Origin of the sequence: Chitiniphilus purpureus (assembly GCF_025642115.1) — a bacterium.
Classification (GTDB): Bacteria; Pseudomonadota; Gammaproteobacteria; order Burkholderiales; family Chitinibacteraceae; genus Chitiniphilus; species Chitiniphilus purpureus.
Genome location: NZ_CP106753.1, coordinates 3542422 through 3568283, shown reverse-complemented (window position 1 = coordinate 3568283; position 25862 = coordinate 3542422). Strand labels below are relative to the sequence as shown.

General features: G+C 67.2%; 26 protein-coding genes and 1 pseudogene. 16 read left to right on the top strand and 11 right to left on the bottom strand.

Annotation, left to right across the window (positions count from 1 at the left end; genetic code table 11):
- Positions 1–30 precede the first annotated feature (30 nt).
- From N8I74_RS16560 to nadC, 5 genes are all read left to right on the top strand, one after another.
- The gene (locus N8I74_RS16560; RefSeq protein WP_263124243.1) at positions 31–492 is read left to right on the top strand and encodes an Hsp20 family protein; all 462 of its coding nucleotides are present in this window, start codon (positions 31–33) and stop codon (positions 490–492) included.
- A 279-nt stretch (positions 493–771) separates the two neighbouring features.
- Positions 772–1302, top strand: a complete 531-nt coding sequence (locus N8I74_RS16555; protein WP_263124242.1) for a riboflavin biosynthesis protein RibA — start codon at positions 772–774, stop codon at positions 1300–1302.
- 297 nt (positions 1303–1599) lie between these two features.
- Positions 1600–2598: a YheT family hydrolase gene (locus N8I74_RS16550; RefSeq protein WP_263124241.1), complete on the top strand. Its 999-nt coding sequence runs from the start codon at positions 1600–1602 to the stop codon at positions 2596–2598.
- 9 nt (positions 2599–2607) lie between these two features.
- Complete coding sequence (locus N8I74_RS16545; protein ID WP_263124240.1) at positions 2608–3954, top strand: phosphomannomutase/phosphoglucomutase; 1347 nt, start codon at positions 2608–2610, stop codon at positions 3952–3954.
- An 84-nt stretch (positions 3955–4038) separates the two neighbouring features.
- Entirely contained in the window at positions 4039–4884 is an 846-nt protein-coding gene (gene nadC / locus N8I74_RS16540; protein ID WP_263124239.1) for a carboxylating nicotinate-nucleotide diphosphorylase, read from the top strand.
- Positions 4885–4982: 98 nt separating this feature from the next.
- Here nadC and N8I74_RS16535 read toward each other — a convergent pair whose 3' ends face one another.
- The 3 genes from N8I74_RS16535 to N8I74_RS16525 form a co-directional block, all read right to left on the bottom strand.
- On the bottom strand, positions 4983–6356 hold the full coding sequence (locus tag N8I74_RS16535; protein ID WP_263124238.1) for a PQQ-dependent sugar dehydrogenase: 1374 nt from the start codon (positions 6354–6356) through the stop codon (positions 4983–4985).
- 33 nt (positions 6357–6389) lie between these two features.
- Positions 6390–6524 (bottom strand): hypothetical protein, encoded by a 135-nt coding sequence (locus tag N8I74_RS16530; protein WP_263124237.1) that lies wholly within the window; start codon positions 6522–6524, stop codon positions 6390–6392.
- A 114-nt stretch (positions 6525–6638) separates the two neighbouring features.
- On the bottom strand, positions 6639–8432 hold the full coding sequence (locus tag N8I74_RS16525) for an isomerizing glutamine--fructose-6-phosphate transaminase (protein WP_263124236.1): 1794 nt from the start codon (positions 8430–8432) through the stop codon (positions 6639–6641).
- Positions 8433–8753: 321 nt separating this feature from the next.
- On the opposite strand from N8I74_RS16525, the gene N8I74_RS16520 reads away from it, so the two are divergent.
- From N8I74_RS16520 to N8I74_RS16475, 10 genes are all read left to right on the top strand, one after another.
- Entirely contained in the window at positions 8754–9782 is a 1029-nt protein-coding gene (locus tag N8I74_RS16520) for a cupin-like domain-containing protein (RefSeq protein ID WP_263124235.1), read from the top strand.
- 86 nt (positions 9783–9868) lie between these two features.
- The gene (locus N8I74_RS16515; RefSeq protein WP_263124233.1) at positions 9869–10099 is read left to right on the top strand and encodes an exodeoxyribonuclease VII small subunit; all 231 of its coding nucleotides are present in this window, start codon (positions 9869–9871) and stop codon (positions 10097–10099) included.
- Positions 10096–10986, top strand: a complete 891-nt coding sequence (locus N8I74_RS16510) for a polyprenyl synthetase family protein (protein WP_263124232.1) — start codon at positions 10096–10098, stop codon at positions 10984–10986. The genes N8I74_RS16515 and N8I74_RS16510 overlap by 4 nt, the downstream gene beginning before the upstream one ends.
- Before the next feature lie 14 nt (positions 10987–11000).
- Complete coding sequence (dxs, locus tag N8I74_RS16505; RefSeq protein ID WP_263124231.1) at positions 11001–12848, top strand: 1-deoxy-D-xylulose-5-phosphate synthase; 1848 nt, start codon at positions 11001–11003, stop codon at positions 12846–12848.
- 167 nt (positions 12849–13015) lie between these two features.
- Positions 13016–13654, top strand: coding sequence for a dTMP kinase (tmk, locus tag N8I74_RS16500; protein WP_263124229.1), 639 nt, complete (start codon positions 13016–13018; stop codon positions 13652–13654).
- Complete coding sequence (gene holB, locus N8I74_RS16495) at positions 13636–14658, top strand: DNA polymerase III subunit delta' (RefSeq protein ID WP_263124228.1); 1023 nt, start codon at positions 13636–13638, stop codon at positions 14656–14658. The genes tmk and holB overlap by 19 nt, the downstream gene beginning before the upstream one ends.
- 41 nt (positions 14659–14699) lie before the next feature.
- Positions 14700–15059: a PilZ domain-containing protein gene (locus N8I74_RS16490; protein ID WP_263124226.1), complete on the top strand. Its 360-nt coding sequence runs from the start codon at positions 14700–14702 to the stop codon at positions 15057–15059.
- Between the two features lie 136 nt (positions 15060–15195).
- Positions 15196–15966 carry a TatD family hydrolase gene (locus tag N8I74_RS16485; protein WP_263124225.1) on the top strand — a complete coding sequence of 257 codons (771 nt, stop codon included), beginning with the start codon at positions 15196–15198 and terminating at the stop codon, positions 15964–15966.
- Positions 15963–16754, top strand: coding sequence for an MBL fold metallo-hydrolase (locus tag N8I74_RS16480; protein WP_263124224.1), 792 nt, complete (start codon positions 15963–15965; stop codon positions 16752–16754). The genes N8I74_RS16485 and N8I74_RS16480 overlap by 4 nt, the downstream gene beginning before the upstream one ends.
- A 73-nt stretch (positions 16755–16827) precedes the next feature.
- Positions 16828–17205, top strand: coding sequence for a DUF2237 family protein (locus N8I74_RS16475; RefSeq protein ID WP_263124223.1), 378 nt, complete (start codon positions 16828–16830; stop codon positions 17203–17205).
- An 84-nt stretch (positions 17206–17289) separates the two neighbouring features.
- Here the strand turns inward: N8I74_RS16475 and N8I74_RS16470 are convergent, their stop codons facing one another.
- Together N8I74_RS16470 and N8I74_RS16465 are read right to left on the bottom strand one after the other, a co-directional pair.
- Positions 17290–18423, bottom strand: coding sequence for an alpha/beta fold hydrolase (locus N8I74_RS16470; protein WP_263124222.1), 1134 nt, complete (start codon positions 18421–18423; stop codon positions 17290–17292).
- Positions 18401–19027 carry a DUF2238 domain-containing protein gene (locus N8I74_RS16465; protein WP_263124221.1) on the bottom strand — a complete coding sequence of 209 codons (627 nt, stop codon included), beginning with the start codon at positions 19025–19027 and terminating at the stop codon, positions 18401–18403. Before N8I74_RS16465 ends, N8I74_RS16470 begins: the two co-directional genes overlap by 23 nt.
- Before the next feature lie 135 nt (positions 19028–19162).
- Here N8I74_RS16465 and N8I74_RS16460 point away from each other — a divergent pair, with 135 nt between their 5' ends.
- Positions 19163–19987: an HDOD domain-containing protein gene (locus N8I74_RS16460; RefSeq protein ID WP_263124219.1), complete on the top strand. Its 825-nt coding sequence runs from the start codon at positions 19163–19165 to the stop codon at positions 19985–19987.
- A gap of 144 nt (positions 19988–20131) precedes the next feature.
- Here N8I74_RS16460 and N8I74_RS16455 read toward each other — a convergent pair whose 3' ends face one another.
- The 6 genes and pseudogenes from N8I74_RS16455 to N8I74_RS16435 all read right to left on the bottom strand — a co-directional run bounded on the left by N8I74_RS16455 (position 20132) and on the right by N8I74_RS16435 (position 25862).
- Positions 20132–20905 carry a MetQ/NlpA family ABC transporter substrate-binding protein gene (locus tag N8I74_RS16455; protein WP_263124218.1) on the bottom strand — a complete coding sequence of 258 codons (774 nt, stop codon included), beginning with the start codon at positions 20903–20905 and terminating at the stop codon, positions 20132–20134.
- 123 nt (positions 20906–21028) lie between these two features.
- Positions 21029–21694 carry a methionine ABC transporter permease gene (locus N8I74_RS16450; protein ID WP_263124217.1) on the bottom strand — a complete coding sequence of 222 codons (666 nt, stop codon included), beginning with the start codon at positions 21692–21694 and terminating at the stop codon, positions 21029–21031.
- Positions 21691–21909: an NIL domain-containing protein gene (locus N8I74_RS19515; protein WP_456298716.1), complete on the bottom strand. Its 219-nt coding sequence runs from the start codon at positions 21907–21909 to the stop codon at positions 21691–21693. Before N8I74_RS19515 ends, N8I74_RS16450 begins: the two co-directional genes overlap by 4 nt.
- Positions 21910–21966: 57 nt before the next feature.
- Positions 21967–22701: pseudogene (locus tag N8I74_RS16445) on the bottom strand (methionine ABC transporter ATP-binding protein); the annotation flags it as partial.
- A gap of 280 nt (positions 22702–22981) precedes the next feature.
- Positions 22982–24595, bottom strand: coding sequence for an NAD+ synthase (locus tag N8I74_RS16440; protein WP_263124215.1), 1614 nt, complete (start codon positions 24593–24595; stop codon positions 22982–22984).
- Positions 24596–24941: 346 nt separating this feature from the next.
- A complete protein-coding gene (locus N8I74_RS16435) occupies positions 24942–25862 on the bottom strand; it encodes an E3 ubiquitin ligase family protein (protein WP_263124214.1) in 921 nt (306 codons plus the stop codon).

Genomic DNA, 25862 nt, shown 5'->3' with positions numbered 1-25862 from the left:
CGTATCGCTTGTTTGGAAGAGGATATGACCATGACTGCCTATGATTTCACCCCCCTTTACCGTTCCGCCATCGGCTTTGACCGCTTTGCCCAGATGGTGGATGAGGCGCTGCGCAGCGACGCCCAGCCCAACTACCCGCCGTACAACATCGAACTGGTCAGCGAGGACCAATACCGCATCTCGATGGCGGTGGCCGGTTTCGAGCGCGACGAGCTGGACCTGGAGATCGAGCGCGACACGCTGCGCATCGTCGGGCGCAGGCAGCGGCAGGACAACAAGAGCACCTTCCTGCATCGCGGTATCGCCACGCGCGATTTCGAGCATCGCTTCCGGTTGGCCGACCATGTGAAGGTGGTGGGCGCGTCGTTGAACAACGGCCTGCTCAACATCGATCTGGTGCGTGAAGTGCCCGAGACGCTCAAGCCGCGCAAGATCGCGATCGGTGCGCCGACGGCGGACAACGTGCAGCGGCTGGAACAGCGCGCCGCCTGATCGCCGCGCCACTGCCGCACCGACAGAGCCGGGGCTTCCTGCCCCGGCTTTTTTGTTGTCCGCCTGCGGTACACCTGCCTGTCCACGCCGTACCGCTGGCTTGATGGCACGCGCTGCCCTGGCCCGGCACCCAGCGCATCGCCTGCCCGCCGGGCCGGTACCGGCGCAGGCGTTGTACGCTTGTCCTACAACAAATGCCGATGCCGCCCGACAGCGCCCTGGCCGGCTTCGCGGCACCCTGAAGCTGGATTCGGCATGGGGCCATGGAGTGGAAAAGCGATGATCAGCGACGTCATGTTTGGTGAAACAGCCCGGACCAAGATCGCGGCATTGTTCGACAGCGAATCGGCCGCCGCGCGTGCCATCGCCCAGGTGCGCGATGTGGCGGGCATTGCCGGCGGGCAGGTGCGGCTGGTGCAGCCGGGCGATACCGAGTTCGGCCGCAAGCTCGAACCGGAGTCGGGTGGCATCGTGCGCACCGCAATCCGCGCGCATCTGTTGCTTGGTGCCGTCGGGATCGTGGTCAGCCTGTTGATCTACGCCGTGCTCTTCATCGCCGATGTGCCTGCCGTGGCCAGCAACCCAGGCGTTGCCGCAGCGGTGATGGCGTTCTTCGGCTTGGTGTTCGGCCTGCTGGCCGGGGGCCTTGCCACGGCGCGACCGGATCATCAGGCGGTGATCGCGCCGGTGCGCGAAGCGCTCAGCGCCGGTCGCTGGGCGGTGGTGGTCCACCCAGCCTCGCCGCGGCAATGCGACGAAGCGCTGCGGGTGCTGCACGGCATGAGCCGCGATGTGGTGCGGACCTTGTAGCGCAGCCATTCCAGCCGGCCGCGGTGCGGCATCAGGATGAGCCGGACCACAGCGGGGCGCTGCTGCAACCTCATCCTGTTGTCGGCGCTCGATGGCGCCATCTTCCGACACAGGTACCAATGCAGATAGACAAGGCCAGCGGTTGCGTCCACTGTGCTCTGCCTTTGGTCCGATCCGCCGCCGGCCCTGCCGGAAAAGCCGGTGGATGTACTGGGGGCTTGCCATACTTGTCCATTGGCCTGGCTTTCGATTAGCCTGCGCTGTCTTTTTATCGTTGCCTCCAGGCGCTCCTGCGCGATGCTTCGCGACCGCAAACTCGAATTCCCGGCGTATCGCGCCCCCGGCTGGCTGCCAGGCGGGCATGCGCAGACGATCTATCCGGCCGTGTTCATGTGGCGGCGTACGCTGCCCTATCGGCGCGAAGCCTGGGTCACGCCGGATCTGGACACCATTGTCGTCGACTGGATCGACGGGCGGGCCGGCACCCCCATCGTGGTGCTGTTCCACGGGCTGGAGGGCAGCTCGGGCAGCCACTATGCCAACGCGCTGTTCCACTACGCCTATCCGCGCGGCTGGCGCGGCGTGGTGCCGCATTTCCGCACCTGTGGCAACGTGCCCAACCGGTTGCCGCGTGCCTACCACGCAGGCGATACCCGGGAGATCGACTGGGTGCTCGCACGGATACGCCAGCGTTTCCCGGATGTGCCGCTGTACGCGGTCGGGATCTCGCTGGGAGGCAACGCGCTGCTCAAATGGCTGGGCGAGCGTGGCGAGGCGGCAGCCTCGCTGTTGGTCGCGGCAGCAGCCGTGTGTGCGCCGGTGGATCTGGCCGCCACTGGCGAGGCACTCGACACCGGCGTGAACCGGCGGCTCTATACCCGCGAATTCCTGCGTACGCTGCGCCGCAAGACGCTGGAAAAGCTCAAGCTCACCAACAATCCCTTCATCGATCGCGACAAGGTGCGCCGTGCCGTCACCCTGCGCGAATTCGACGACCTGGTGACGGCGCCGCTGCACGGTTTCCATGGTGTGGAGCAGTATTGGCGCGAAGCGAGCAGCAAGCCCTGGCTCGAACGGATCGTGACGCCCACCTTGCTGATCCATGCGCTGAACGACCCGTTCATCCCACCTGCCTGCCTACCGCCGGCCGATGCGCTGCCGCCGTCGATCACCGTGCTGCGCCCGCGCGAGGGCGGGCACGTCGGTTTCGTCTCCGGGCCACCGCCGGGACGGCTCGATTGGCTGCCCAATGTGCTGCTGCGTTTCTTCCAGCATCACGCACCGCTGCGCAGCTGAGCCCCTGCCATGGCGATCGACCTGGGGCTGTTCAAGGCGTACGACATCCGTGCCACCGTCGACCGGCTCACGCCCGAGGCGGCGCGGCTGATCGGCCACGCGCTTGGCAGCGAGGCGCAGGCCCGGGGCTTTGCGCGCTTTACTGTGGGCCGCGACGGGCGCCTGAGCAGCCCGGCACTGGCGGCGGCGTTGATCGAAGGGCTGGTCGCGAGCGGCATCACGGTGTGCGATCTGGGTCTCGCGGCCACACCACTGCTCAATTTCCAGGCGCTGCAGGCCAGCCAGGGGTGCGGCGCGGTGGTCACCGGCAGCCACAATCCGCCGCAGTACAACGGCATCAAGATCATGCTCGGTGGCGAGGCGGTGGGCGGCGACGCGCTGCTGCACCTGGCACGCCGGATCGAGGCAGGCACGCTGCGGCAGGGGGTCGGCAGCGTCACGCAGGCCGATGCCGCCCCCGGCTATATCGCAGCGCTGGCCGCCGCGGTGCCACAGCCGCGTGCCCTGTCGATCGTTGTCGATTGTGGCAACGGCGTGCCCGGCGCGTTGGCGCCGGCGCTGTACCGGGCGTTGGGGCATGCGGTGCATCCCTTGTTTTGCGAGGTCGACGGGCGCTTTCCCCACCATCATCCGGATCCGCAGCAACCGGAGAATCTCGTCGATCTGCAGCGCGCGGTGCTGCAGCACGGGGCAGCGGTGGGTTTGGCATTCGATGGCGACGGCGACCGGCTGGGCGTGGTCACCCGCAGTGGTCGCATCGTGCCCGGCGATCGCCTGCTGGCCCTGTTTGCCGCCGAACTGCTGGCAAAGGCGCCGGGCGGACTGGTGTTGTACGACGTGAAATCGAGCCGCGTGGTGGCGCGGCAGGTGGCTGCGGCAGGCGGGCACAGCCTGGCGATCCCGACCGGGCACACGCATATGAAGCGCGAATTGAAGGCACGCGCTGCGGTGCTGGCGGGCGAGCTGTCCGGCCACTATGCCTTTGCCGGCTGGTGGATGGACGACGCGCTGTATGCCGGCGCGCGCCTGCTGGCCTTGCTGGGCGACGGGCTGGACCTGGATGCCGTGCTGGAAGCGCTGCCGACGACCCATGCCACGCCCGAGCTGCAGATACCGATCACTGAGCCGGGCGGGGCGCTGGTGGCGCGGATTGCGGCCCATGCCTGCTTCGACGGTGCCAGCGCCGTCAGCACGGTCGATGGCTTGCGCATCGAGTACCCGGATGGCTTCGGGCTGATCCGCGCGTCCAACACCACGCCGGTGCTGACGCTGCGTGCCGAAGGCGATACGCCGCAGGCGCTGCAGCGGATCCGCTCGGCGCTCGCCGCCGCGATCGCGCCGCTGCCCCTACCCTGAGCGTCGGGCAACGAGGTATTTGCCCGGCCCCGCCATCCGGGCCTGACCGCGCCTACAATGGCACTTTTCCGAAGGAGCCCGCCGATGCCCACGTTGCCGCCCGCCCATCTGATCGCCGCCCAGGTTGCCGCCGCGCTTGCCGAGGATGTGGGCGAGGCCGACTGGACGGCGCAACTGATCCCTGTCCGGCAGGCCGGCCACGCCAGCGTGATCGCGCGCGAGGCGGCGGTGTTGTGCGGGCAGGCCTGGTTCGACGAAGTGTTCCGGCAGGTCGATCCACGCTGCCGGGTGGTCTGGCAGGTGGCCGAGGGTGAGCAGGTGGCGCCGGACACGGTGTTGTGCGAGATCAGCGGGCCGGCGCGCGCGCTGCTCACCGCCGAGCGCAGTGCACTCAACTTTCTGCAGACGCTGTCGGCGACCGCCACGCTGACCCATCGCTATGCCCAGGCCGTGGCCGGCACCCGCGCCGTGGTGCACGACACGCGCAAGACCCTGCCCGGCTTGCGCCGTGCGCAGAAATACGCGGTCACGGTCGGGGGCGGGGCCAACCAGCGCATCGGCTTGTGGGACGGCGTACTGATCAAGGAGAACCACATCCTGGCCGGCGGCGGCATCGCGCCCACGCTGGCTGCAGCGCGCGCCTTGGCGCCCGCGCATGTCACGATCCAGATCGAGGTGGAAACGCTGGCCGAGCTGGACGAGGCGCTTGCCGCCGGCGCCACGTCCATCCTGCTGGACAATTTCGATGTTGTCTTGCTGCGGGAGGCAGTGGCGCGTACCGCAGGACGGGCGCAGCTGGAAGCTTCCGGCGGGGTGGAGCTGGCGACGCTGCGTGCCATCGCCCAGACCGGGGTGGACCGCATCTCGGTGGGCAAGCTGACCAAGGATGTGACTGCGGTGGATCTGTCGATGCGGTTCACGTCGGTGTGACCGGCCCCACGGCGGCTGGTTGCGGCATCTGTCAGCGATGCCGGCAGCTCGCCGGGGTGACGCGGGAGCGGGGTGGGGCGTTCAGCCCACCGCCCCGGTCACTTGCGGTACAGCTCGTAGATCGCGCCGGCGTGGTCGTCCGAGATGTACAGGTTGCCGTCGCGATTGGGGATCACATCCACTGGCCGACCCCAGCGGCTGGCGATATTGTCCGGATCGCTCAGAAAGCCCGTCACCAGATCCTGCGCATCGCCGAAGCTGTTGTCGCTGTTCAACGGCAGATGGATCACCTTGTAGCCGCGTGGTGCTGAGCAGTTCCAGCAGCCGTGCAGCCCGATGAGCGCCCCGTTGCGCCACCCGGCCGGCGCCGACTCGCCGGTCCAGAAGCTCAGGCCCAGCGGGGCCGAGTGTGCCGGCAGGGCCTTGCTGATGCGATCCAGCGTGCCGCAATCGAGCGCGGCCTGGTTCTCGTTGTTTTCCACATCCGGCAGGTAGGGCGGTAGATCCGTGGTCTGGGCGGCGTCCGGATTGCAGTAGGGCCAGCCGTAGTTGCCGCCGTCGCGCACCTGGGTGAAGGGCTCGGGCGGGTTGTCGTTCACGTATGCCTGGTCCAACCCCTTGTATGGATAGCGGCCGTCCTGCAACGGGTAGCGCACGTTGTCGCGATGGTTGACCACCGCCCACAGCGCGCCGGTCACGGGATGCACTGCCAGGCCCTCGGCATTGCGCAGGCCCTGGGCGAACAGCCGCATGCCGCCACCGTTGGCATCGAAGGCATAGACGGCGCCCCGCTTGGGGTTGGCCAGGATGTCGCTGGGGGCGGCGTTGGTGGCCGAGGCGATCGACACCAGCAACGTCTCACCGACGAAGGCGATGTTCTTGAGCTGATGCCCGTACTGCCCGTTCAGTTCGGCCAGCGAGGCATCGGGCAGATTGGCCACCACGGCGGTGCGTGGACGCAGCATCACGTCGCCGTTCACGTAGGGCGCCCGGCTGATCCGGTTGCGCTCGCCGATGTAGAGATACTGGGTGGTGCCGATCTGATGGAACACCAGGTCGTGCCCGCCGTTCAGGCCGGTGGCAAAATCGTTGACCACGCTTGCCGCGTTGTTGCGCACCACGCGTTTGATCACACCGGTGGACGGCTGGGAGACCAGGAGGTCGCCATTGGCGGCTTCGGCCATGAAGCGGGCGTCGGGGATGCGGGCCACCACGCGCACGCCGAAACCGGCGGGCACGGTCAGGGTACGGGGCGTGTCGAGCGGCGCGGCGCCAAGGCCGGCGGGGACTTCCAGCGTGACTGCAACCCGCTGCGTGCCAGGCGCGGTCGGGGTGGGGGTGACGACCGGGGTCGGGGCACCGCCACCGGGATTGCCATCATCGTCGAAGGCACTGCTGCAGGCGAGCAGCGCAAGGCTGACAAACACACCAGCCGACAGGCCGGCCACGTTGATACTACTGCGAAGGCGCATCGGCGGGTATTCCAGAGGACCTCAGGGCATGGCTTAATGCAGCGTCGGTGCCGGCTCCGGATTCTGCTCTTCATCCTCTGAACTGAGCGGGACGATCACGCAACGCGGCACGTCGCCCGGACGGGTGGGAGGGATCAGGGTGAAATTCGGGATATCCAGCGGCAGCATTGTCATCCTCCGGTGAAGGAGCCTTGATTGTCAGCTACCCCTGTTGCTGCGGCTGTAGGACGATCGCCGAAAGCACTGTAGGTCGGCAATCTCGTTGATCGGCGATGGGCGGCGCTACTCGTCGACGATGGCCTTGGCGAGGTTGCGCGGGGCGTCGATCTCGGTGCCGCGGTGCAAGCCGGCGCGATAGGCGAGCAGTTGCAGCGCCACCGCATACAGGATCGGATTGAGCTCGCGCAGCGCCGTCGGCATGCGGATGGCGTTGAAGCGCTCGCCGGGTGCGAGCGCCGCATCGGACAGGATGAACAGCTCGCCGTCGCGGGCGCGCACTTCGCGCAGGTTGACCAGAAGCCGTTCGGCGTGGCGGTTCCACGGCAGGCAGGCCAATACCGGCAGGTCGCGGTCCACCAGGGCCAGCGGCCCGTGCTTGAGTTCGCCGCCCGGATAGCCCTCGGCGTGCAGGTAGGCCACTTCCTGCAGCTTTTGCGCCCCTTCCACTGCGATCGGATACAGCAGATGGCGCGCGGTGCACAGCACCAGCGGCCGCTCGGCCAGCCGGTGGGTCCATTGCGCCAGTTGCGGTTCCAGCTCCAGTACCTGCTGCACCGACTGCGGCAGCTGCGCCAGATCGTTCTCCAGGCTGGCCAGTTCCGCCGCGCCCAGGCGGCCGCGTTCGCGCGCCAAGCCCAGTGCCAGGCGGTACAGGGCCAGCAGCTGGGCGGTGAAGGTCTTGGTCGAGGTGACGCCGATCTCCTGCCCGGCCTCGGTGCAGTAGCCCAGTTCCGCCAGGCGCATCAGCGAGCTGTGCGCGCGGTTGGACAGCGCCAGCGTATGGGCTGCGCCATGCTTCTGCGCGGCGGCAAGGCTGGCCAGTGTGTCGGCGGTCTCGCCGGATTGCGAAATCGCGATGACCAGTGCGTTCCCCGGCATCGCCAGCTCGCGGAAGCGGTATTCGCTGGCATGCTCCACCGTGGTGGGCAGTCCGGCCATCGATTCGAGCCAGTAGCGCGCGGTCTGGGCCGCGTTGTAGCTGCTGCCGCTGCCGATCAGCACCACGGCGTCGATCGACGGCAGCCAGCGCATCGCCTCACTGCCCAGCATCGAGGCCAGATCGGGCGCAAGACCGTGCCGGCCGAGCGAATCGGCAAGGATCATCGGTTGCTCGCGGATCTCCTTTTCCATGTGATGCTGGAACAGATCGGGCACATGCTGCTCACTGCCCAGCTTCACGCTGGCGCGGCGCGCCGGCATGCTCCGGGTGTCCAGGATATCGAGCCGCCCCGGGGCAAGGCGTGCCACGTCGCCGTGCTGCAGCTGCACTGCCTCGTCGGCGCTGCCTTGCAGCGGCGCGAGCTGGTCCGACAGCATGGCGCCGCCGTCGATCTGCGCGAGGAACAACGCAGTGTGCCGCACCGCGCAGACCAGCTGGCCCGGATGCGCGCTCGAAAGCGCGGCGAAGGCGTGCACACCATCCAGTTCGGCAGCCGTGGCGTGCATCGCGCGCAGCAGATCCTGACGCAGGCTGCCCAGATGCCAGCGCAGCAGGGCGGCTGCCAGCCGGGCGGGGTTGAGGTCCATCGGCGGCAGGCCCAGCATGGTGAGCCGTTCGACCAGCGCGGGCGTGTTGGCGATCGCCCCCTGGAACATCACGCCCAGGCCGCCATCCAGGTTGGCAAGGCTGTGCGGGGCCGGTTGCCAGTCCAGCCGCAGCATCAGGCCCTGGCCGGTCAGCGGCGCCAGCAGCATCGGCAGCGCCGCCAGGCCCGCCGTGCTCTGGTCGTCCACCAGGTGCGCGCCGCCGGCGAGCCAGGCTGCCCCGCCGTACTCCTGGCCGGGGAGCCGGGACAGCACGTCGGCAGCGATGTCTGCCGCATTCTGTGTCGAAACGATACCCAGCAGCTTGGCCATGCGTGCGTCCCCAGAATGCGTGCCTTTATCGTAGGACCTGTTCATCGTTGTTTCACGGCCGCCTTCGATGCATACGGCATAGGTGCCGCGGTATCCGCACGGCAGGCATGGCGCAACTGCAGGGGCGGGCAGGAGCCCGGCGGGCCGGGCCATGGCGGCGCGGAATGCTTCGTCCGGGCCCAGGTGCTGACAGGGTGTCTGCCGGGCTGTGGAATGCCACCTGTCGCGTTCGGACGGCAGCCCACCGGCCCTTGTCCTGCTTGCAGGCGGCGCGCACAATCGGCCGCACAACAAGATGTATCACCGGATGGAGACAAGATCATGAACCATACCGTTGCGAGCGAAACCGCCTCGCAGGCGATGACTGACGAGTGGCGGCGCTGGATCGCCGAGAACCTGATCCTGGGCAACGACCCGCAGCAGCTCTACCACACGCTGGTGGGCGCAGGATTCGGCGAGGCGGTGGCGCGCGCCGAGGTGCAGCAGGCGCAGGCCAGCCCCTATCTCGCCGGTGCGCAACGCCTGAAGAACCGGCTGGCCAAGCACGACTGGGTGCTCGACTGCCAGCGCCAGCTCAACCAGCTGCGCAATCCCGAGATCCCGCGCCGGCACCGGCTCGGTGCCGACGAGTTCTTCGAGCTTTACTACAGCGCCAACCGCCCGGTCATCATCACCGGCATGCTCGAAGACTGGCCGGCGATGCAGAAGTGGAACCTCGACTACTTCCGCGCCGGCTGGGGCGATTGCGAGGTGGAGGTGCAGTTCGGCCGCAATGCCGACGAGCACTACGAACTGAACAAGACCGCGCACCGGCGCATGATGCGCTTCGGCGACTTCGTCGACCTGGTCGCCACCAGCGGGCGCACCAACGACTTCTACATGACGGCCAACAACAACTCGCACAACCAGCGGGTGCTTTCCACGTTGTGGCGCGACATCGTGCAGATCCCGGAATATCTGGACGGCAGCCTGGGTGACCAGGGCTTCTTCTGGCTGGGGCCGCAGGGCACCATCACGCCGTTCCACCACGACCTGACCAACAACTTCATGGCACAGGTGATGGGCCGTAAGCGGGTGCTGATCATGCCGGCCTGCGAGATCGGCAACGTATACAACCACGCGCATTGCTTCACCCACGTGGATGGGCGCGCGGTCGACCTGCAGCGCTTCCCGGCGATGCGCAATGCGCAGATACTCGAATGCGTGCTCAACCCCGGCGAGATCCTGTTCCTGCCGGTGGGATGCTGGCACTTCGTCGAAGGGCTCGATATCTCGTGCACCGTGTCGTTCATCAATTTCCGCTGGAACAACGACTACGCGAGCTTCTACCCGGCGCTGCGCGACTTCTGAGTCCGCGCGCCATGTCGCCCGGCCCGGTTTGACGCCGCGCCGGGCTTTCCGTTATGTTCGCCTGATTTTCCCGCCCGCCGTCCATCATGCCGAAAGCAGCCAAACAGCCGGAGTCGTTCGAGGCCGGCTACGCCGAACTCGAAGCGCTGATCGGCGAACTCGAATCCGGCCAGCTTCCCCTTGACGCATCCCTTGCCGCCTACCGCCGCGGGCAGGAACTGTTGCGCTATTGCGAGGGCCGGCTGGCCGACGCCGAGCAGCAGCTCAGGATCCTTGAGGCGGGCGAACTCAAGCCATTCACGCCGGAGGCGCAATGAGCGACTTCAATGATTGGATGCGCACGGTGCAGGCGCAGGTGGAAACGGCGCTCGCCGCCGAGCTGCCGGCGGCCGGGCATCTGCCGGCCCGCCTGCACGACGCGATGCGCTACGCGGTGCTCGACGGCGGCAAGCGGGTGCGCCCGCTGCTGGCTTTCGCCGCCGGCGAGCTGACCGGGGCTGCGCCCGAGCGGCTGGCGCTGGCGGGGGTGGCGCTGGAGCTGATCCACGCCTATTCGCTGGTGCATGACGACATGCCGGCAATGGACAACGATGTGCTGCGCCGCGGCAAGCCCACGGTACACGTGCAGTACGACGAAGCCACTGCGCTGCTGGCGGGGGATGCCCTGCAGACCGCGGCGTTCGAGGTGCTGTCGCGGCATGTGTTGGCGGACGATCCGCGCACACAGCTCCGGATGATCCAGCAACTGGCGCAGGCGGCCGGCAGCCGCGGCATGTGCGGTGGGCAGGGCGTGGATCTCTACAGCGTGGGACACCAGCTCAACCTGCCCGCGCTGGAAATGATGCACATCCTCAAGACCGGTGCGCTGATCCGCGCCTCGGTCGCGCTTGGTGCCCTTTGCGGCACCCCGCTCGGCGCGGACGACGCGGCAAGGCTGGACCATTTCGCCAAGTGCATGGGACTTGCGTTCCAGGTCGTCGACGACATCCTGGACGAAGAGGCCGATACGGCCACGCTGGGCAAGACCGCGGGCAAGGATGCCGCCAACAACAAACCGACCTACGTGGCGTTGCTGGGCTTGAAGGGGGCGCGCGACAAGGCCGCCGAACTGCAGGCCGAGGCACACGCCGCCCTGGCCCCCCTGGGCGCGCGTGCGCGCCGCCTGGCCGAGCTGGCCGACTACATCGTGGCGCGCCGGCATTGAATAAGAATTACAGCATGATGTCGCTTCTCGACTCCATCACCTGTCCGGCCGACCTGCGCCGGCTAGAACGGCGTGCGCTGCCGCAACTGGCCGCCGAACTGCGTGCCTTCCTGCTGGATTCGATCAGCAAGACCGGCGGGCATTTCGCCTCCAACCTTGGCGCCGTCGAACTGACCGTGGCGTTGCACTACGTCTTCGACACGCCGCGCGACAGGCTGGTGTGGGACGTGGGTCACCAGAGCTATCCGCACAAGGCGCTCACCGGGCGGCGCGCCCTGATGCATACCATGCGCAAGCAAGGCGGCCTTGCCGGCTTCCCCAAGCGCGAGGAAAGCGAGTACGACACCTTCGGCGTCGGCCATTCGAGCACCTCGATCGGTGCCGCGCTCGGCTTTGCCGAGGCCGCCAAGCTCAAGGGCGAGAGCCGCCGTGCCATCGCGGTGATCGGCGACGGGGCGATGACGGCGGGGCAGGCGGTGGAAGCGCTGTTCAACGCCGGCCATCGCGACGTGAACCTGCTGGTGATCCTCAACGACAACGAGATGTCGATCTCACCCAACGTCGGCGCGTTCAACAACTACCTGGCCAAGCTGCTGTCCGGCAAGTTCTACAACGGCTTTCGCAACGCCTCGGGCAAGGTGCTGGGTGCGGTGCCGCCGCTGCGCGAGCTGGCCAAGCGCGGCGAGGAGCACGTGAAGGGCTTCTTCTCGCCGGCGACGCTGTTCGAGGAGCTGGGGTTCAACTACATCGGGCCGATCGACGGACACAACCTGGATGCGCTGCTGACCACGCTGTCCAATATCAAGCAGCTGTCGGGGCCGCAGTTCCTGCATGTGGTCACCAAGAAGGGCCAGGGCTACAAGCTCGCGGTCGACGATCCGGTCAAGTACCACGCCGTCACCCCCTTCACGCCTGAGAACGGCATGGCCGGCGGCAAGGGCGGCGGCAAGGTCAACTTCACGCAGGTGTTCGGCGACTGGCTGTGCGACATGGCCCGCGCCGACACGCGCCTCGTCGCGATCACCCCGGCAATGCGCGAAGGCTCGGGCCTGGTGCGCTTCGAGCAGGAATTCCCCGACCGCTACTTCGACGTGGGCATCGCCGAGCAGCACGCGGTGACCTTTGCCGCGGGCCTTGCGTGCGAGGGACTCAAGCCGGTGGTCGCGATCTATTCCACCTTCCTGCAGCGCGCCTACGACCAGCTGATCCACGACGTGGCGCTGCAGAACCTCGATGTCACCTTCGCCATCGACCGCGCCGGCCTCGTCGGCGCCGACGGTCCCACGCATGCCGGCTCGTTCGATCTTTCCTACCTGCGCTGCATCCCCAACATGGCGGTACTGGCACCGGCCGACGAGAACGAATGCCGGCAGATGCTGTACAGCGCCTACCTGCATCCGGGCCCGGCGGCGGTGCGCTATCCGCGGGGCACCGGGCCGGGTGTGCCACAACAGGCCGACCTCACCGGTGTGCCCTGGGGGCGGGGCCAGATCCAGCGCCAGGGCGCCAAGGTCGCCATCCTGGCGTTCGGCACGCTGCTGGGCGCCGCTTTGCAGGCGGGCGAGACGCTGGATGCGACCGTGGTCAACATGCGCTTCGTCAAACCGCTCGATACCCAGCTCGTGGCGCAGCTTGCCGCCGAGCACGCGCTGCTGGTCAGCATCGAAGAGAACGCCCTCATGGGCGGTGCCGGCAGTGCGGTGTTGGAGGCGCTGGCCGCTGCGGGCCTCACCACGCCGCTGCTGCAGCTGGGCCTGCCGGACAGCTACGTGGAACACGGTGAGCAAAAGCAACTGCTGGCCGATTGCGGCCTGGACGCTGCGGGGATCACGACACGCATCCGTGCGCGGCTGGAAGGGTGAGGGGTGGGGGACGGGACCCGCGGGCGCTGTGCCGAGTCGAGCCGGATGCAACTGCCCCTGTTGGCGATGGCCATGCTGGCGGGCGTGCTGCGGGCCCCCTGCCTGACTGCATCCCGCCGCGCCTGAACCACGCCTCGCGCTGCCCGCGGCTGTGAGACAATCGCCCTATGAAATCCACCCGCGGCCTGTTCATCTCCGTTGAGGGCGTCGATGGCGCCGGAAAGAGCACCCAGCTTGCCTGGCTCGCCGAGTGGCTCACCCGTCGTGGCGTACCGTTGATCCAGACCCGCGAGCCGGGTGGCACACCGCTGGGCGAGCAGCTGCGCGCCTGCCTGCTGCGCGAGCCCATGCACCTTGAAACCGAGGCGCTGCTGATGTTTGCCGCCCGGCGCGAACATCTGGCGCAGGTGATCGTGCCGGCGCTGGCGCGTGGCGACTGGGTGCTGTGCGACCGCTTTTCCGATGCCACCTACGCCTACCAGGGCGGCGGGCGCGGGCTGGCTCCCGCCAGGATCCAGCAATTGGAAGACTGGGTGCAGGGGCAGGGCCCCGGCCGGTGCGAGCCGGACCTGACGCTGCTGTTCGATGTGCCGCCCGAGGTCTCCAACGCCCGGCTGGCCAGCGGGCGCATGCTCGACCGCTTCGAGCGTGAGGCCGCCGACTTCCACGCCCGGGTGCGTGAAGCCTATCTGGCACGCGCTGCCGCTGCGCCGCAGCGTATCCGCGTGGTCGATGCCTCGGGCACGCCGCAGGCGATCCAGGCCCATCTGGCAGGCATGCTGCCGCAGTGGCTGGGCCTGCCGTGATCGAGACCGCGCTCTATCCATGGCAGCAGACAACATGGGACAGTCTGATTGCCGGCACCGACCGCCTGCCGCACGCCTTGCTGCTGACCGGCGAGGCCGGCATCGGCAAGCGCCGCTTCGCCGAGCGGCTTGCCGCATGGCTGCTGTGCGAAACGCCCGGGCGGGCACATGCGCCCTGCGGCAGATGCGAAGGCTGCCGCTGGTTCGCCGCCGGCAACCATCCCGATTTCCGCGTGCTGGCGCCGGGCGACGAGGAACAGGGCGAAGAGGCGGAGGACAAGACCAGGCGCAGATCGCCCATGATCGGTGTGCACGAGGTGCGCGAACTCGCCGACTTCGTCAATCTGACCACGCATCGCGGCGGTGCCAAGGTTGTGCTGGTCTACCCGGCCGAAAGCCTGAATCCGGCGGCGGCCAACGCCTTCCTGAAGACGCTGGAGGAGCCGCCGGCAGGCGCGCATTTCATCCTGGTCGCGCATCACTGGCGTCGCCTGCTGCCGACCATCCGCAGCCGCTGCCGCATCTACCCGCACCCGCTGCCGGAGCACGCAGCGGCCGCCGACTGGCTTGCCGCGCAGCAGGTGGTCGACCCGGCGCTGCATCTTGCCCATGCCGGTGGCGCGCCGCTCGCCGCGCTGGAGGATGCCGGTGCCGCCTGGCTGGATACACGTCGCGCCCTGTTGGACCATCTGGCCAATCCCGGCGCAATGGACGTGCTGGCGGTGGCGGCCGAGCTGGAGAAATCGCGCCTGGATGCGGCACTGGTGATCGCCTGGCTGCAAAAATGGGTCTACGATCTGATCGGGATGGGGCTGGCCGGCGTTGTCCGTTACTATCCTGATTGTAAGGACGAGCTGGCGCGCCTGTCGGTCCGTGCGCCGCAGCTGGTGCCTTATGCCGACCGCCTGCTGCAGGCGCAGCGCCTGGCGCATCACCCGCTGAATCTGCGGTTGGTGTTCGAGACGTTGCTGAACGATTATGTGGCAGCGTTTCGCAAGCGCTGATCCGCCCGCCCTTTCCGGACTCATCTCTATCGGAACACGCCATGGAAGCACCCAAGCCATCCAGCCGCCCGGGCGTCCTGTCGCTCAACATCAAGGAAAAGGCGGCGCTCTACGCCTCCTACATGCCGTTCGTCAAAGGCGGCGGCATCTTCATTCCCACGTCCAAGCCCTATCGCCTGAGCGACGAAGTATTCATGCTGCTCTCGCTGCTCGATGATCCGGCCAAGATCGCCGTCTCCGGCCACGTGGTCTGGATCACCCCGCAGGGCGCGCACAACAATCACCAGCAGGGCATCGGTGTGCAGTTCTCCAACAACGAGGCCGGCGCCCAGGCGCGCAACAAGATCGAAGCACTGCTGGGCGGTTATCTGCAGAGCAGCCGTACCACGCACACGATGTGATTGTGTGAGGCATGAGGTGTGAGGTGTACCGACATCGGCTGCATTGCGCCTTTGCCGCCGCTTCATATCGCCATTTTTGCACTTCAGACGGTTTTACCCCTCACCCCTCACTCCTTGCCCCTCACAGCCTCACACCATGTTCGTCGACTCGCACTGCCATATCAATTTCCCCGAACTCGCCCAGGATATCGATGGCCTGTTGGACGAGATGGCCCGGAACCAGGTGACGCACGCGTTATGCGTGTCGGTGAACCTGCCCGAATGGCCGAGCGTGATGGCGCTGGCTGACGCCCACCCCAACATTTACGCCTCGGTCGGCGTGCATCCGGACTACGAAGACGTGGAGGAGCCCACGGTGGCTCGCCTGGTCGAGCTGGCGCAGCGCTCGCGGGTGGTGGCGATCGGCGAGACGGGATTGGACTATTACCGGCTGCAAGGCGATCTGGAATGGCAGCGCGAGCGCTTTCGCGTGCATATCCGCGCTGCACGGCAGACCGGGTTGCCACTGATCGTCCACACCCGCGCTGCCAGCGAGGACACCATCCGCATCCTCCAGGAGGAAGGCGCGGCCGACGTGGGCGGCGTGATGCATTGCTTCACCGAAAGCTGGGAGGTGGCGCAGGCGGCAATGGCGCTGGGGTTCCATATCTCGTTCTCCGGCATCGTCACGTTCAAGAAGGCTGAGGAACTGAAGGAGGTGGCGCGCCGCGTGCCGCTGGACCGCATGCTGATCGAGACCGATTCGCCCTATCTTGCGCCGGTGCCGTTTCGCGGCAAGACCAACCAGCCCGCGTGGGTGAGGCACGTGGCCGAGCACATCGCCGAGCTCAAGGCGGTGCCGCTGGCCGAGGTCGCAGCGGCGACCACGTCCAATTTCTTCAGGCTGTTCCAGCGGGCGGCGCCATGACGGTGCTGCCAGGGCTGGTCGAAGTCACGCTGCTGGGGGTCGGTTCCAGCGGCGGTACACCGGCGCTGGGCTGCGCCTGCGCGACCTGCACCTCGCGCGATCCGCGCAACACGCGCACCCGCACCTCGGCGCTGGTGCATGCCGGCGGCAGCAACCTGCTGATCGACACCGGGCCGGATCTGCGCCAGCAGGCGCTGCGCGAGCAATTGCTGCGGGTGGACGCGGTGCTCTATACCCATCCACACGCCGATCATCTGCACGGCATCGACGATCTGCGCGCCTGGTGCTGGCTGCAGCGGGCCGCACTGCCGGTGTACGGCAATGCGCTGACGCTGGAACATATCCGCAGCCGCTTTTCCTACGCGCTGTCCGCGCCCAGTGCCTCCTGGGACAGGCCGGTGCTCCAATTGCACGAAGTGAGGGACGAGCCCTTTGCCGCCGCCGGCGTGCGGGTGCAGCCGATTCCGCTGCTGCACGGCAAATGGCCGATCCTGGGCTTCCGGGTCGGCGCCATCGCCTTTCTGACCGATGTGTCGGCCATTCCCGAGCCCAGCTTCGGATTGCTGGAGGGGCTGGAGATCCTGGTGCTCGATTGCTTGCGCGATCGCCCGTACCCCACCCATTTCAGCGTCGACGACGCGCTCGCGGCGGCAGCGCGTATCGGCGCGCGCCGCACGGTGCTAATCCATATGACGCATGAGCTGGAGTATCACGCGCTTGGCGCACGGCTGCCGCATGGCGTGGAAGTGGGCTACGACGGCATGCGTCTGCTCAGCGGCGCGGTTTGACGGAACCGTCGCGGTGCCAGGCCATCACAACCGCATCGGCCCGGCCGCGGGCTGCCAGCGTGGAGGGCGCGCGATGAACGAACCAACCCAACTGAGCGTACTGGGCCTGCCGCTCTTCCCATGCAGCCTGGACCCGACGACCGGGTTTCTGCGCAACGGCTTTTGCGCCGAATGTGCCGAGGATGCGGGCGCGCATACGGTGTGCGCGCGGATGACCAGGGAGTTCCTCGCCTTTTCGTGCGAGCGCGGCAACGATCTGTCGACGCCGCGGCTGGAGTGGGGCTTCCCGGGACTCAAGCCGGGCGATCACTGGTGCGTCTGCGCCGGGCGCTGGATCGAGGCGCTGCTCGAAGGCAAGGCACCGCCCATTCTGCTGGCCGCCACGCACGAATCGATCCTGGAGCATCTGTCGCTCGAAACACTGGTCGAACACGCGCTGGACCGGCCCTAGCCGAAACTGCCGTGCCCGCACCGGCGGCGGCGCCATGGCAGGCGGGGTTGTCGGTGCAGTGGCGAACGCACTGTGCGTTGCTGCTCAACGCTGCCCCTCGGTCTGCCTGATGAAGGCGCGCATCAGCGCCGTGCATTCGGTCGGGTGGGTTTCCAGCAGAAAATGCGGACCGTCCAGAATGTGCGCCGCCATGCGCGGCAATGCCCTCATCCACGAGAGGGTCTCATCCAGCTCGAAGAAGATGTCGTGCCGGCCCCATAACAGCAGCGCCGGGGGCTGCTGGCGCGTCAGATAGTCGGCGATCTCCCTGAACCGCGCGAAATGGCTGCGATAGTCGAGTACCAGCCTGCGTTGCATCGCGATCCGGCCGGGCAGCGACATGATCCGCCAGTCCGCCTCCCACAACCTGGGATCGATGCGCGCGGCGATGTCCGCAGGCACACCGCCCACGTATTGGTCACGCGTGCCGTCGAAGGTCAGGTGCCTGGTCGCCTCGGCTTCCTGCTCCGGTGTCGGGTTGTCCCAATAGGCCCGGGTTGCGGCCCACCCTGGCCCCATGCCGCTCTCGTGGGCATTGGCGTTCTGGATGATCAGACTGCGGATGCGGTGCGGTGCGCGCGTGGCCAGGTGGAGCCCGACCACTGCGCCAAAGTCGTGCAGATACAGGTGGAAGGATGCAACGCCAAGCCCGGCCAGCAAGCGGTCGACCAGGTCCGCGAAGCCTGCGAACGAAGGCTGCCCGATCGGCGCAGAGCCGCCAAAGCCGGGCAGATCCGGCGCGATCACGAAGCAATCCTGCGACAGGGGGCCGATCACGTTCCGAAACGATGTGGATGCGCTGGGAAAACCATGGATCAACAGCAGCGCCGGTTGCTGGCGGTCGCCGGCCAGACGCACCGCCACGTCGGTCCCTGCGATCTCCCATTTCACCGGTTCCGGTGCTGTCATTGCGACGGACTCCTGCGCTGCCTTGGATGCGAGCGAACCTGCTTCCCGTGTGTTCACGGTAGTCGGATGCAGGCCGGTGCCAATGGCAGGAATGCATCGAAGCGGCTTGCCATCTGCCGATGGCGCGTTGCCCGCCGGTGAAGCCGGGTCGGCGATCGGCAGCCTGGGTCTGGTTGCATGTCGCGCAGCGTTGCCTGCCCGGTGCTTGTGGCCTTGCATGGGATGGCCGCGGGGGGCCGGCAGGGGTCTACACGCCAGTGGGTCGTCCATCCGCCACGGCCAGCCGTGCAAGCTGCCGGTCGTGCCAGCGTGACAGCAACACCAGTGCACATACCGCCCCCAGCAGCGCAAAGCCCATGTCGGCCTGGGTATCCCACTCGTAGCCCTGGGTGCCGAGAAATTCGTCGGCGCCCTGGCCCAGCAGCAGCGCTGCCCACCACTCGATCAGCTCATAGGCGGCCGAGATTGCCAGTGCCACGCAGCCGGACAGGAACCCCGCCATCGCACGGCTTTGCAGATAGCCCAGCCGCAGCAGGATCTCGCGCGCGATCAGCGCCGGGACCAAGCCCTGCACGAAATGGCCGATCTTGTCGTAGGGATTGCGATCCAGCCCGAACCAGTCGGCCATCCAGAAGCCGAGCGGCGCCCGGGCGTAGGTGTAGGTGCCGCCATAGATCAGCACCAGCGCGTGGGCGGCGATCAGCGCATACAGCAGCCCGGTCAGCGGCAGCCGCCGCCGGGTGGCGATGAGGACAGGAATGGCGATCAGCACCGGCGCCACCTCCAGCCACCAGGTGAGTCGATCGTAGGGGGAGAGGGCGGAAACCAGCAGCGCGGCGAGCACGACGCACAGCGCGGTCAGGGCAGGATACATGGCGCGATAAGGTAAAGACCTACTGCACCACCTGAATCGGCAGGTGGCGAACCGCGGAAAGGGCTGGCTATGCTGGTTGGACAAGGCCCGTCGCAGACATCGGGCCGCAGCCCTTTCACCTGAAGGAAGCATGCCATGAAAATGGAAGAACTGTTCGACAAGGTTCACCAATTGCCCACCATTCCCAAGGTCGTCCAGGAATTGATCGATACCTTCGATCGCGATGAGGTGGATATCGACGCCATTGCTTCCAAGATCGCACTGGACCAGGTCATCACCGCCAAGGTGCTGCGGCTGGCCAACTCCTCGCATTACGGCGCTTCGCGCAAGGTGGCCTCGGTGGACGACGCCATCGTCGTGCTTGGCTTCAACGTGCTGCGCACGCTGGTGGTGGCCAGCGGCGTGACCGGCGCCTTCGTCTCGCCCAAGGGCTTCGATCGCCAGCAGTTCTGGAAGCACAGCCTCGCGGTGGCCGCGACCGCCAAGTGGCTGGCCAAGCCGGCCAAGGTCCCCCCGGAGATCGCCTTCACCACCGGCATGCTGCACAACATCGGCGAGCTGTTGATCCATGTGGTGGACCCGGAGCTGGCCGGCAGGATCGACCAGCAGGTGGCCACCGGCGGCAACCGGGTGCGGCTGGAGGAAACGCAGATCGGCTTTGACTACGTGCAGGTGGGTGCCGAGCTGGCGCGACGCTGGAGCTTTCCGAACGAGATCGTCGAGGCGATCCGGCACCAGCATGACCCGCAGCAACAGCAACCGCCCAGCGCGCTGACCCAGGTGCTGTCGCTGGCGATCTACGTGGTGGATCAGCAGGAGCGCGAGGCCACGCCGGAGCAGTTCATCGCCGGCTTTCCCGATGCCACGGCTGCCGCAGTGGGCACCTCGGCCCAGGCGCTCCTCGATGCGCGCGAGACGCTGGCGCAACTGGCTGCAGGCTACGACGAACTGCTGCGCTGAGGTGGGGTGCGCGCTGTGAGCGGGCTGCGGCGTGAGACCGAGGGTTGTCTGCTGAAGCCAGGTCAGTCCAGGCACCAGCGCCGTAATGAAATGGGGCAAAAAAGCCCGGCATGCCAGCCGGGCTTTTTCCATACGTAGGCGGGATCAGAAGGCCGGTACGACGGCGCCTTGGTACTTCTGCTCCAGGAACTGCTTCACTGCGGGGCTGTTGAGCGCCTCGGCGAGTTGTTTGAGCGTCCGGCTGTTTTTGTTGTCCGGGCGGGCCACCAGGATGTTCACGTAGGGCGACTGCTTGCCTTCGATGGCCAGTGCGTCCTTGGAGGGGTTGAGCTTGGCTTCCAGCGCGTAGTTGGTGTTGATCAGCGCCAGGTCCACCTGGTTGAGCACGCGCGGCAGGGTGGCGGCTTCCAGTTCGCGGATCTTCAGCTGCTTGGGGTTGCTGCCGATGTCTTTCACGGTGGCGAGGATGTTCCTGTTGTTCTTCAGCTTGATCACGCCGGCCTTGTCCAGCAGCAGCAGCGCGCGGCCGCCGTTGGTGGGGTCGTTCGGGATGGCTACGGTTGCGCCTGGCTTCAGGTCGGCCAGCTTCTTGATTTTGGTGGAGTACGCGCCGAACGGCTCGATATGCACGCCGGTGACCACCACCAGATTGGTGCCCTTGCCCTTGTTGAATTCATCAAGGTAGGGCTTGTGCTGGAAGAAGTTGGCGTCCAGGCGCTTTTCGGCCACCTGCACGTTCGGCTGCACGTAGTCGGTGAACACCTTCACGTCCAGGTCCACGCCCTGCTTGGCCAGCTGCGGCTTCACGAATTCCAGGATTTCGGCGTGCGGCACGGCGGTGGCGGCCACGGTGAGCTTGTCGGCGGCGTGGGCCGACAGTGCCGCCAGCGCGGCGGCGAGTGCGAGCAGTTTTTTCATGGGCATCTTCCTTTCATCAGGGGAGGGGGCGGCCGGGCGGGGCCCGGCGGGGCGAATGGTTGCTTCAGGCCACCGGCGGTGCGGTGGCGATCCGACATCGGCGCAGATCGGTCATCGCGGGCTTCATCTGCGGGAGAAATGCACGACCAGCCGGTCGCCGAGCATCTGCAGGCCCTGCACCAGCACCACCAGCAGCAGCACGGTCACGATCATCACGTCGGTCTGGTAGCGCTGGTAGCCGTAGCGGATCGCCAGGTCGCCCAGGCCGCCGCCGCCGATCACGCCACTCATGGCGGTATACGACACCAGCGTGATGGCGGTGACGGTGATGGCGGCGATGATGCCCGGCAGTGCCTCGGGCAGTAGCGCATGCAGCACGATCTGCCGGGTGCTGGCACCCATGGCCTGGGTGGCTTCGACGATGCCGCGGTCCACTTCGCGCAGCGCGGTTTCCACCAGCCGGGCGAAGAATGGCGTGGCACCGACCACCAGCGTGGGGATGGCGCCGGCCACGCCCAGCGAGGTACCGGTGATCAGCACCGTGAGCGGGATCATCAGGATGATCAGGATCACGAAGGGGATCGAGCGCACCACGTTGGCCACGAAGGACAGCACGGCGAACAGCGCCGGCTGCGCCAGCAACTGGCGGCGTGCGGTGAGGAACAGCAGCACGCCCAGCGGCAGGCCCAACAATACGGTGAACAGCAGCGAGCCGCCCAGCATGGTCAGCGTATCCAGCGTGGCAATGCCGATCTCCGCCCAGTCAATGTTGGCGAACAGCCCGTTCATGCGCGCAATACCTCCACCGTGATCCGGCGCGCGGCCAGCTGTTGCAGCGCGGTATCCACGCCGTTGCCGGTGAATGCCACTGTGAGCTGACCATAGGGGCTGTCCTTGATCCGGTCGATGCGCCCGGCCAGGATGCTGAAGTCGATGCCGGTCTGGCGTGCCACATCGCCCAGCACCGGTGCATAGGTGGCCTCGCCCTTGAAGGTCAGTCGCACCACCCGGCCCGGCACGTGAGCGTAGTCGTCCAGCTGCTCGCCTTCGTCCACGTGTTCTGCCTCCAGCACAAAGCGACGTGTGGTCGGGTGCTGCGGGTGCAGGAACACCTCGGCCACCGGGCCCAGTTCCACCACCCGGCCGGCATCGAGCACTGCCACCCGGTCGCATACCGTGCGCACCACGTCCATCTCGTGGGTGATGATCACGATGGTCAGCCCCAGCTCGCGGTTGATCTCGGCCAAGAGCCGCAGCACCGAGCGCGTGGTCTGCGGATCGAGCGCGCTGGTGGCCTCGTCGCACAGCAGGATGCTGGGTTCGGTGGCCAGCGCGCGCGCGATGCCGACGCGCTGCTTCTGGCCACCGGACAGCTGCGCCGGGTACTTGTCGGCATGCTCGGTAAGGCCGACGCGCGCCAGCAGCGCGGTCACGCGCTCGGCGATGGCGGCCTGGCTGCGCGTACCTGCCAGCTTCAGCGGAAACGCCACGTTCTCGGCCACGGTCTTGGAAGACAGCAGGTTGAAGTGCTGGAAGATCATGCCGATGCCGCGCCGCAGCTCGCGCAGCCCGGCCTCGGGCAGTGTGGTGATGTCGCGCCCGTCGATCAGCACCTGGCCCTGGCTGGGGCGTTCCAGCAGGTTGATCAGACGCACCAGCGTGGATTTACCTGCGCCGGAGTGGCCGATGATGCCAAACACTTCGCCGGCGTCGATCCCGAAATCGATGCCATTGAGCGCGGGCACGTCCCGGCCGGCGACGCGGAAGGATTTGTGGATGTTCTGGAAGGTGATCACGAAGCAGCCCTGCGGGTATGCCGACAACCGCGTGCAGTATGGTCGATGAACAATGCCACGGATATTGGTGCTTGCCGTTATAACGGAAAAGTTTCATTTTGCATCGAAGGATGCCGCATTGGAATTAAGCGCGTTTCCAGCGCAGCGGGGCCGCGCTGCCTGCATGACGCGATGACGCCAGCGTGCCTGCAATGGCGACGATAGCGTGCCGGCGTCGTGGCGTATTTGATGCCCCGCAGGCTTGCGGCACCGGTGGGGTGCCGCACGCGATGGATGCAGCTCAACGGGCCCAGCGGTTGGTGATCGGCATGCGCCAGTCGCGACCGAAGGCACGGTCCGTCACTCGGGGGCCGACCGGTGCCTGGCGCCGCTTGTATTCGTTGGTCTTGAGCAGCCATACCACGCGGTCCACATCCTGCTGGGCATGCCCGCGCTGCACGATCTCGGCGCGGGAAAGGTTTTCCTCGACATAGGCCGCGAGGATGGCGTCCAGGACCTCGTAGGGTGGCAGGCTGTCCTGGTCCAGCTGGTCCGGCCGCAGTTCGGCCGATGGCGGGCGGGTGATGATGCGCTCGGGGATCACCTCCCGCTGTGCGAAGGCGGTGCTCTGGTTGCGCCAGCGCGCCAGCCGGAACACCAGTGTCTTGGCCACGTCCTTGAGCACGGCGTAGCCGCCGGCCATGTCGCCATACAGCGTGGCGTAGCCGGTGGTCATCTCGCTCTTGTTGCCGGTGGTCAGCACCAGTTGGCCGCTCTTGTTGGAGAGCGCCATCAGCAGCGTGCCGCGGATGCGGCTTTGCAGGTTTTCCTCGGTGGTGTCGATGGCGCTGCCGGCAAACTGGGGGGCAAGCCCGGCCATGAATGCCTCGTACATCGGCCAGATCTCGATCTCGGTGTACCGGCAACCCAGGCGCGCGATCATCTCGCGTGAATCGGTGACGCTGATGTCGGCGGTGTAGCGCGACGGCATCATCACCGCATGCACCCGTTCCGGCCCCAGCGCATCGCACGCCAGCGCCAATGTCAACGCCGAATCGATCCCGCCCGACAGCCCCAGCAACACCCCGGGAAAGCCGTTCTTGCCGATATAGTCGCGAATGCCCAGCAGCAGCGCGCGGTAGACGCTTTCCTCGTCGTCCGGCGTCGGCGCCACTGCGCCGGCGCCTAGATCGCCATCGTCGAACGTCACCAGGGCCAGCGCCGGTTCGAACGCCGGCAGCCGCGCCACCAGCTGGCCGGCACGGTCCATGGCGAAGGAATGGCCGTCGAACACCAGTTCATCCTGGCCGCCGACCAGGTTCACATAGATCACCGGTAGACCGGTCTCCTCGATCCGTTCGGCCGCGACGCGCTGGCGGATGGCTTCCTTGCCCTGATGGTACGGCGAGGCGTTGAGCACCAGCAGGAGTTCGGCGCCTTCGTCGTGCGCGGCGGCGGCCGGCTCCACATCCCACAGGTCTTCGCAGATCAGGACACCGATCCGTACGCCGGATTGCTCGAACACCAGCGGCGTGGCGCCCGGGGTGAAGTAGCGCACTTCGTCGAACACCGCATCGTTGGGCAGCAGCATCTTCTCGTACCGCCCCAGCACATGCCCGTCGCGGATCACCGTGGCGGCATTGAAACGCACGTCGCCGGCGGCGCATGGGTGCCCCACCACCAGTGTGATGCCGTCCACCTCGTCGATCAGCCGCCCGATCGCACGGGCGCAATCCGCAAGGAAGGCCGGGCGCAGCAGCAGGTCTTCCGGCGGGTAGCCGGTCAGCGCGAGTTCCGGGGTGAGCAGCACGTCGGCGCCGCGTGCGCGCGCCTCATGGGCGGCGGTGAGGATCTGGTCGAGATTGCCGGCAAGATCGCCGACCGTGGCGTTGAACTGGGCAAGGGCGATGCGCATGGGATGGGCAGGGCGGCTGGGCGTAAAGCGGGCATTTTATCAGGCAATCCGCCATGCTCCGGCACGCTGCGCTGCGTCGCACCCTGTGAATCAGCGTTGGAACAGCCTGCTGAGCGCCTTGCTCGCCAGCGCGTGCGCCAGCGGATTCCAGTGGCCGTCCCCAGGCAGAAGTCGAACTGGCGGCACTGCGTGGTGTAGTGGCGATGCAATGCCGGGTCCATGGCCACCGTCTGAAAGCCGCACGCCCTTGCCTTGGCCAGAAACCGCGCCCCGATTGCGGTGTCGGGCGATGCCGATGGCCGCCAGCCAGGCAGGGATGTGGCCGGGGGCCGTTATGCCTGACGCACTACATTGGGAGCCATTGCGGATGGCGCTGCAGCAGCCATATCGCATGCAGCGCCAGGATCGCGGCGGTCAGATGGAACCAGGACCAGTGACGATGGCGCTGCGCAAGCCGGTCCAGGCCGTTGGTGGTGATCAGAAACGGCGCGCCGTGCGGCGGGCGGCGCAGCAGGTGGGCGCGCTGCCGCTCTGCGCTGTTGATCGTTTCGCGTTGGATTTCCGTCTGGGCGGCAAGCCGGGCGTGTTCCCATTCCTGTAGATCGATCTCACCATTGCCGTCCCGGTCGAAGCGGCTGAGCAGGGCGCGACGATCATGCTTCCAGTCCGCCAGACGGCCGGCGATGCTGGCGCGCTGTGCACCGGCCGAGCGGTCGGTGTGCTGGGTGGCAAACTCGCCCAGCGCTTCGAGCGGCTGCCCGGGAAAGATCCACCACTCGCGCCGACGCAGCTCCGGCGAATGCACCTCGTGCGGTTCACCCGGGTCCAGCAAGGCGCCATCCGGGTCGACGATGCAGCTGCCACTGCCGTCATCGAGCAAGAAGCTGTACTCGCTTTCCAGGACCTCCACCGTCTCCCAGCGGTTTGACGAACGTGTCGCTTCGGTCACGCAGCGGTACCACACGCAGGCGTTCCCGAGTGGCGAGACCAACGGCACGCCATCCAAAGGCTGGGCGCGGCCGCCCAGACGCGCATAGCCCTGGCTGGCACTGCCGATGTTCGCTTCCGGTGTGTTGGCGATGGCGAGATAGCGACGGCGTGTTGTATGCCAGCTTGCCAGGCAGAGCAGCGCAAGCAGGCCCAGGCAGGTCTGCCATACGGTGCGCGAGTGGGAAAACCAGGCCACGGTCAGCAGCGCCAGCGCGCCGGCCACAGCGTGCCAGCGGGCCCAGTCCTGCCGGGACAGCCGCATCACGGCATGCAGCAT

Coding starts and splice junctions, on each gene's coding strand:
- N8I74_RS16560 (WP_263124243.1), top strand. CDS start 31: ATGACTGCCTATGATTTCACCCCCCTTTACCGTTCCGCCATCGGCTTT.
- N8I74_RS16555 (WP_263124242.1), top strand. CDS start 772: ATGATCAGCGACGTCATGTTTGGTGAAACAGCCCGGACCAAGATCGCG.
- N8I74_RS16550 (WP_263124241.1), top strand. CDS start 1,600: ATGCTTCGCGACCGCAAACTCGAATTCCCGGCGTATCGCGCCCCCGGC.
- N8I74_RS16545 (WP_263124240.1), top strand. CDS start 2,608: ATGGCGATCGACCTGGGGCTGTTCAAGGCGTACGACATCCGTGCCACC.
- nadC (WP_263124239.1), top strand. CDS start 4,039: ATGCCCACGTTGCCGCCCGCCCATCTGATCGCCGCCCAGGTTGCCGCC.
- N8I74_RS16535 (WP_263124238.1), bottom strand. CDS start 6,356: ATGCGCCTTCGCAGTAGTATCAACGTGGCCGGCCTGTCGGCTGGTGTG.
- N8I74_RS16530 (WP_263124237.1), bottom strand. CDS start 6,524: ATGCTGCCGCTGGATATCCCGAATTTCACCCTGATCCCTCCCACCCGT.
- N8I74_RS16525 (WP_263124236.1), bottom strand. CDS start 8,432: ATGGCCAAGCTGCTGGGTATCGTTTCGACACAGAATGCGGCAGACATC.
- N8I74_RS16520 (WP_263124235.1), top strand. CDS start 8,754: ATGAACCATACCGTTGCGAGCGAAACCGCCTCGCAGGCGATGACTGAC.
- N8I74_RS16515 (WP_263124233.1), top strand. CDS start 9,869: ATGCCGAAAGCAGCCAAACAGCCGGAGTCGTTCGAGGCCGGCTACGCC.
- N8I74_RS16510 (WP_263124232.1), top strand. CDS start 10,096: ATGAGCGACTTCAATGATTGGATGCGCACGGTGCAGGCGCAGGTGGAA.
- dxs (WP_263124231.1), top strand. CDS start 11,001: ATGATGTCGCTTCTCGACTCCATCACCTGTCCGGCCGACCTGCGCCGG.
- tmk (WP_263124229.1), top strand. CDS start 13,016: ATGAAATCCACCCGCGGCCTGTTCATCTCCGTTGAGGGCGTCGATGGC.
- N8I74_RS16490 (WP_263124226.1), top strand. CDS start 14,700: ATGGAAGCACCCAAGCCATCCAGCCGCCCGGGCGTCCTGTCGCTCAAC.
- N8I74_RS16485 (WP_263124225.1), top strand. CDS start 15,196: ATGTTCGTCGACTCGCACTGCCATATCAATTTCCCCGAACTCGCCCAG.
- N8I74_RS16480 (WP_263124224.1), top strand. CDS start 15,963: ATGACGGTGCTGCCAGGGCTGGTCGAAGTCACGCTGCTGGGGGTCGGT.
- N8I74_RS16475 (WP_263124223.1), top strand. CDS start 16,828: ATGAACGAACCAACCCAACTGAGCGTACTGGGCCTGCCGCTCTTCCCA.
- N8I74_RS16470 (WP_263124222.1), bottom strand. CDS start 18,423: ATGGACGACCCACTGGCGTGTAGACCCCTGCCGGCCCCCCGCGGCCAT.
- N8I74_RS16465 (WP_263124221.1), bottom strand. CDS start 19,027: ATGTATCCTGCCCTGACCGCGCTGTGCGTCGTGCTCGCCGCGCTGCTG.
- N8I74_RS16460 (WP_263124219.1), top strand. CDS start 19,163: ATGAAAATGGAAGAACTGTTCGACAAGGTTCACCAATTGCCCACCATT.
- N8I74_RS16455 (WP_263124218.1), bottom strand. CDS start 20,905: ATGAAAAAACTGCTCGCACTCGCCGCCGCGCTGGCGGCACTGTCGGCC.
- N8I74_RS16450 (WP_263124217.1), bottom strand. CDS start 21,694: ATGAACGGGCTGTTCGCCAACATTGACTGGGCGGAGATCGGCATTGCC.
- N8I74_RS16440 (WP_263124215.1), bottom strand. CDS start 24,595: ATGCGCATCGCCCTTGCCCAGTTCAACGCCACGGTCGGCGATCTTGCC.
- N8I74_RS16435 (WP_263124214.1), bottom strand. CDS start 25,862: ATGCTGCATGCCGTGATGCGGCTGTCCCGGCAGGACTGGGCCCGCTGG.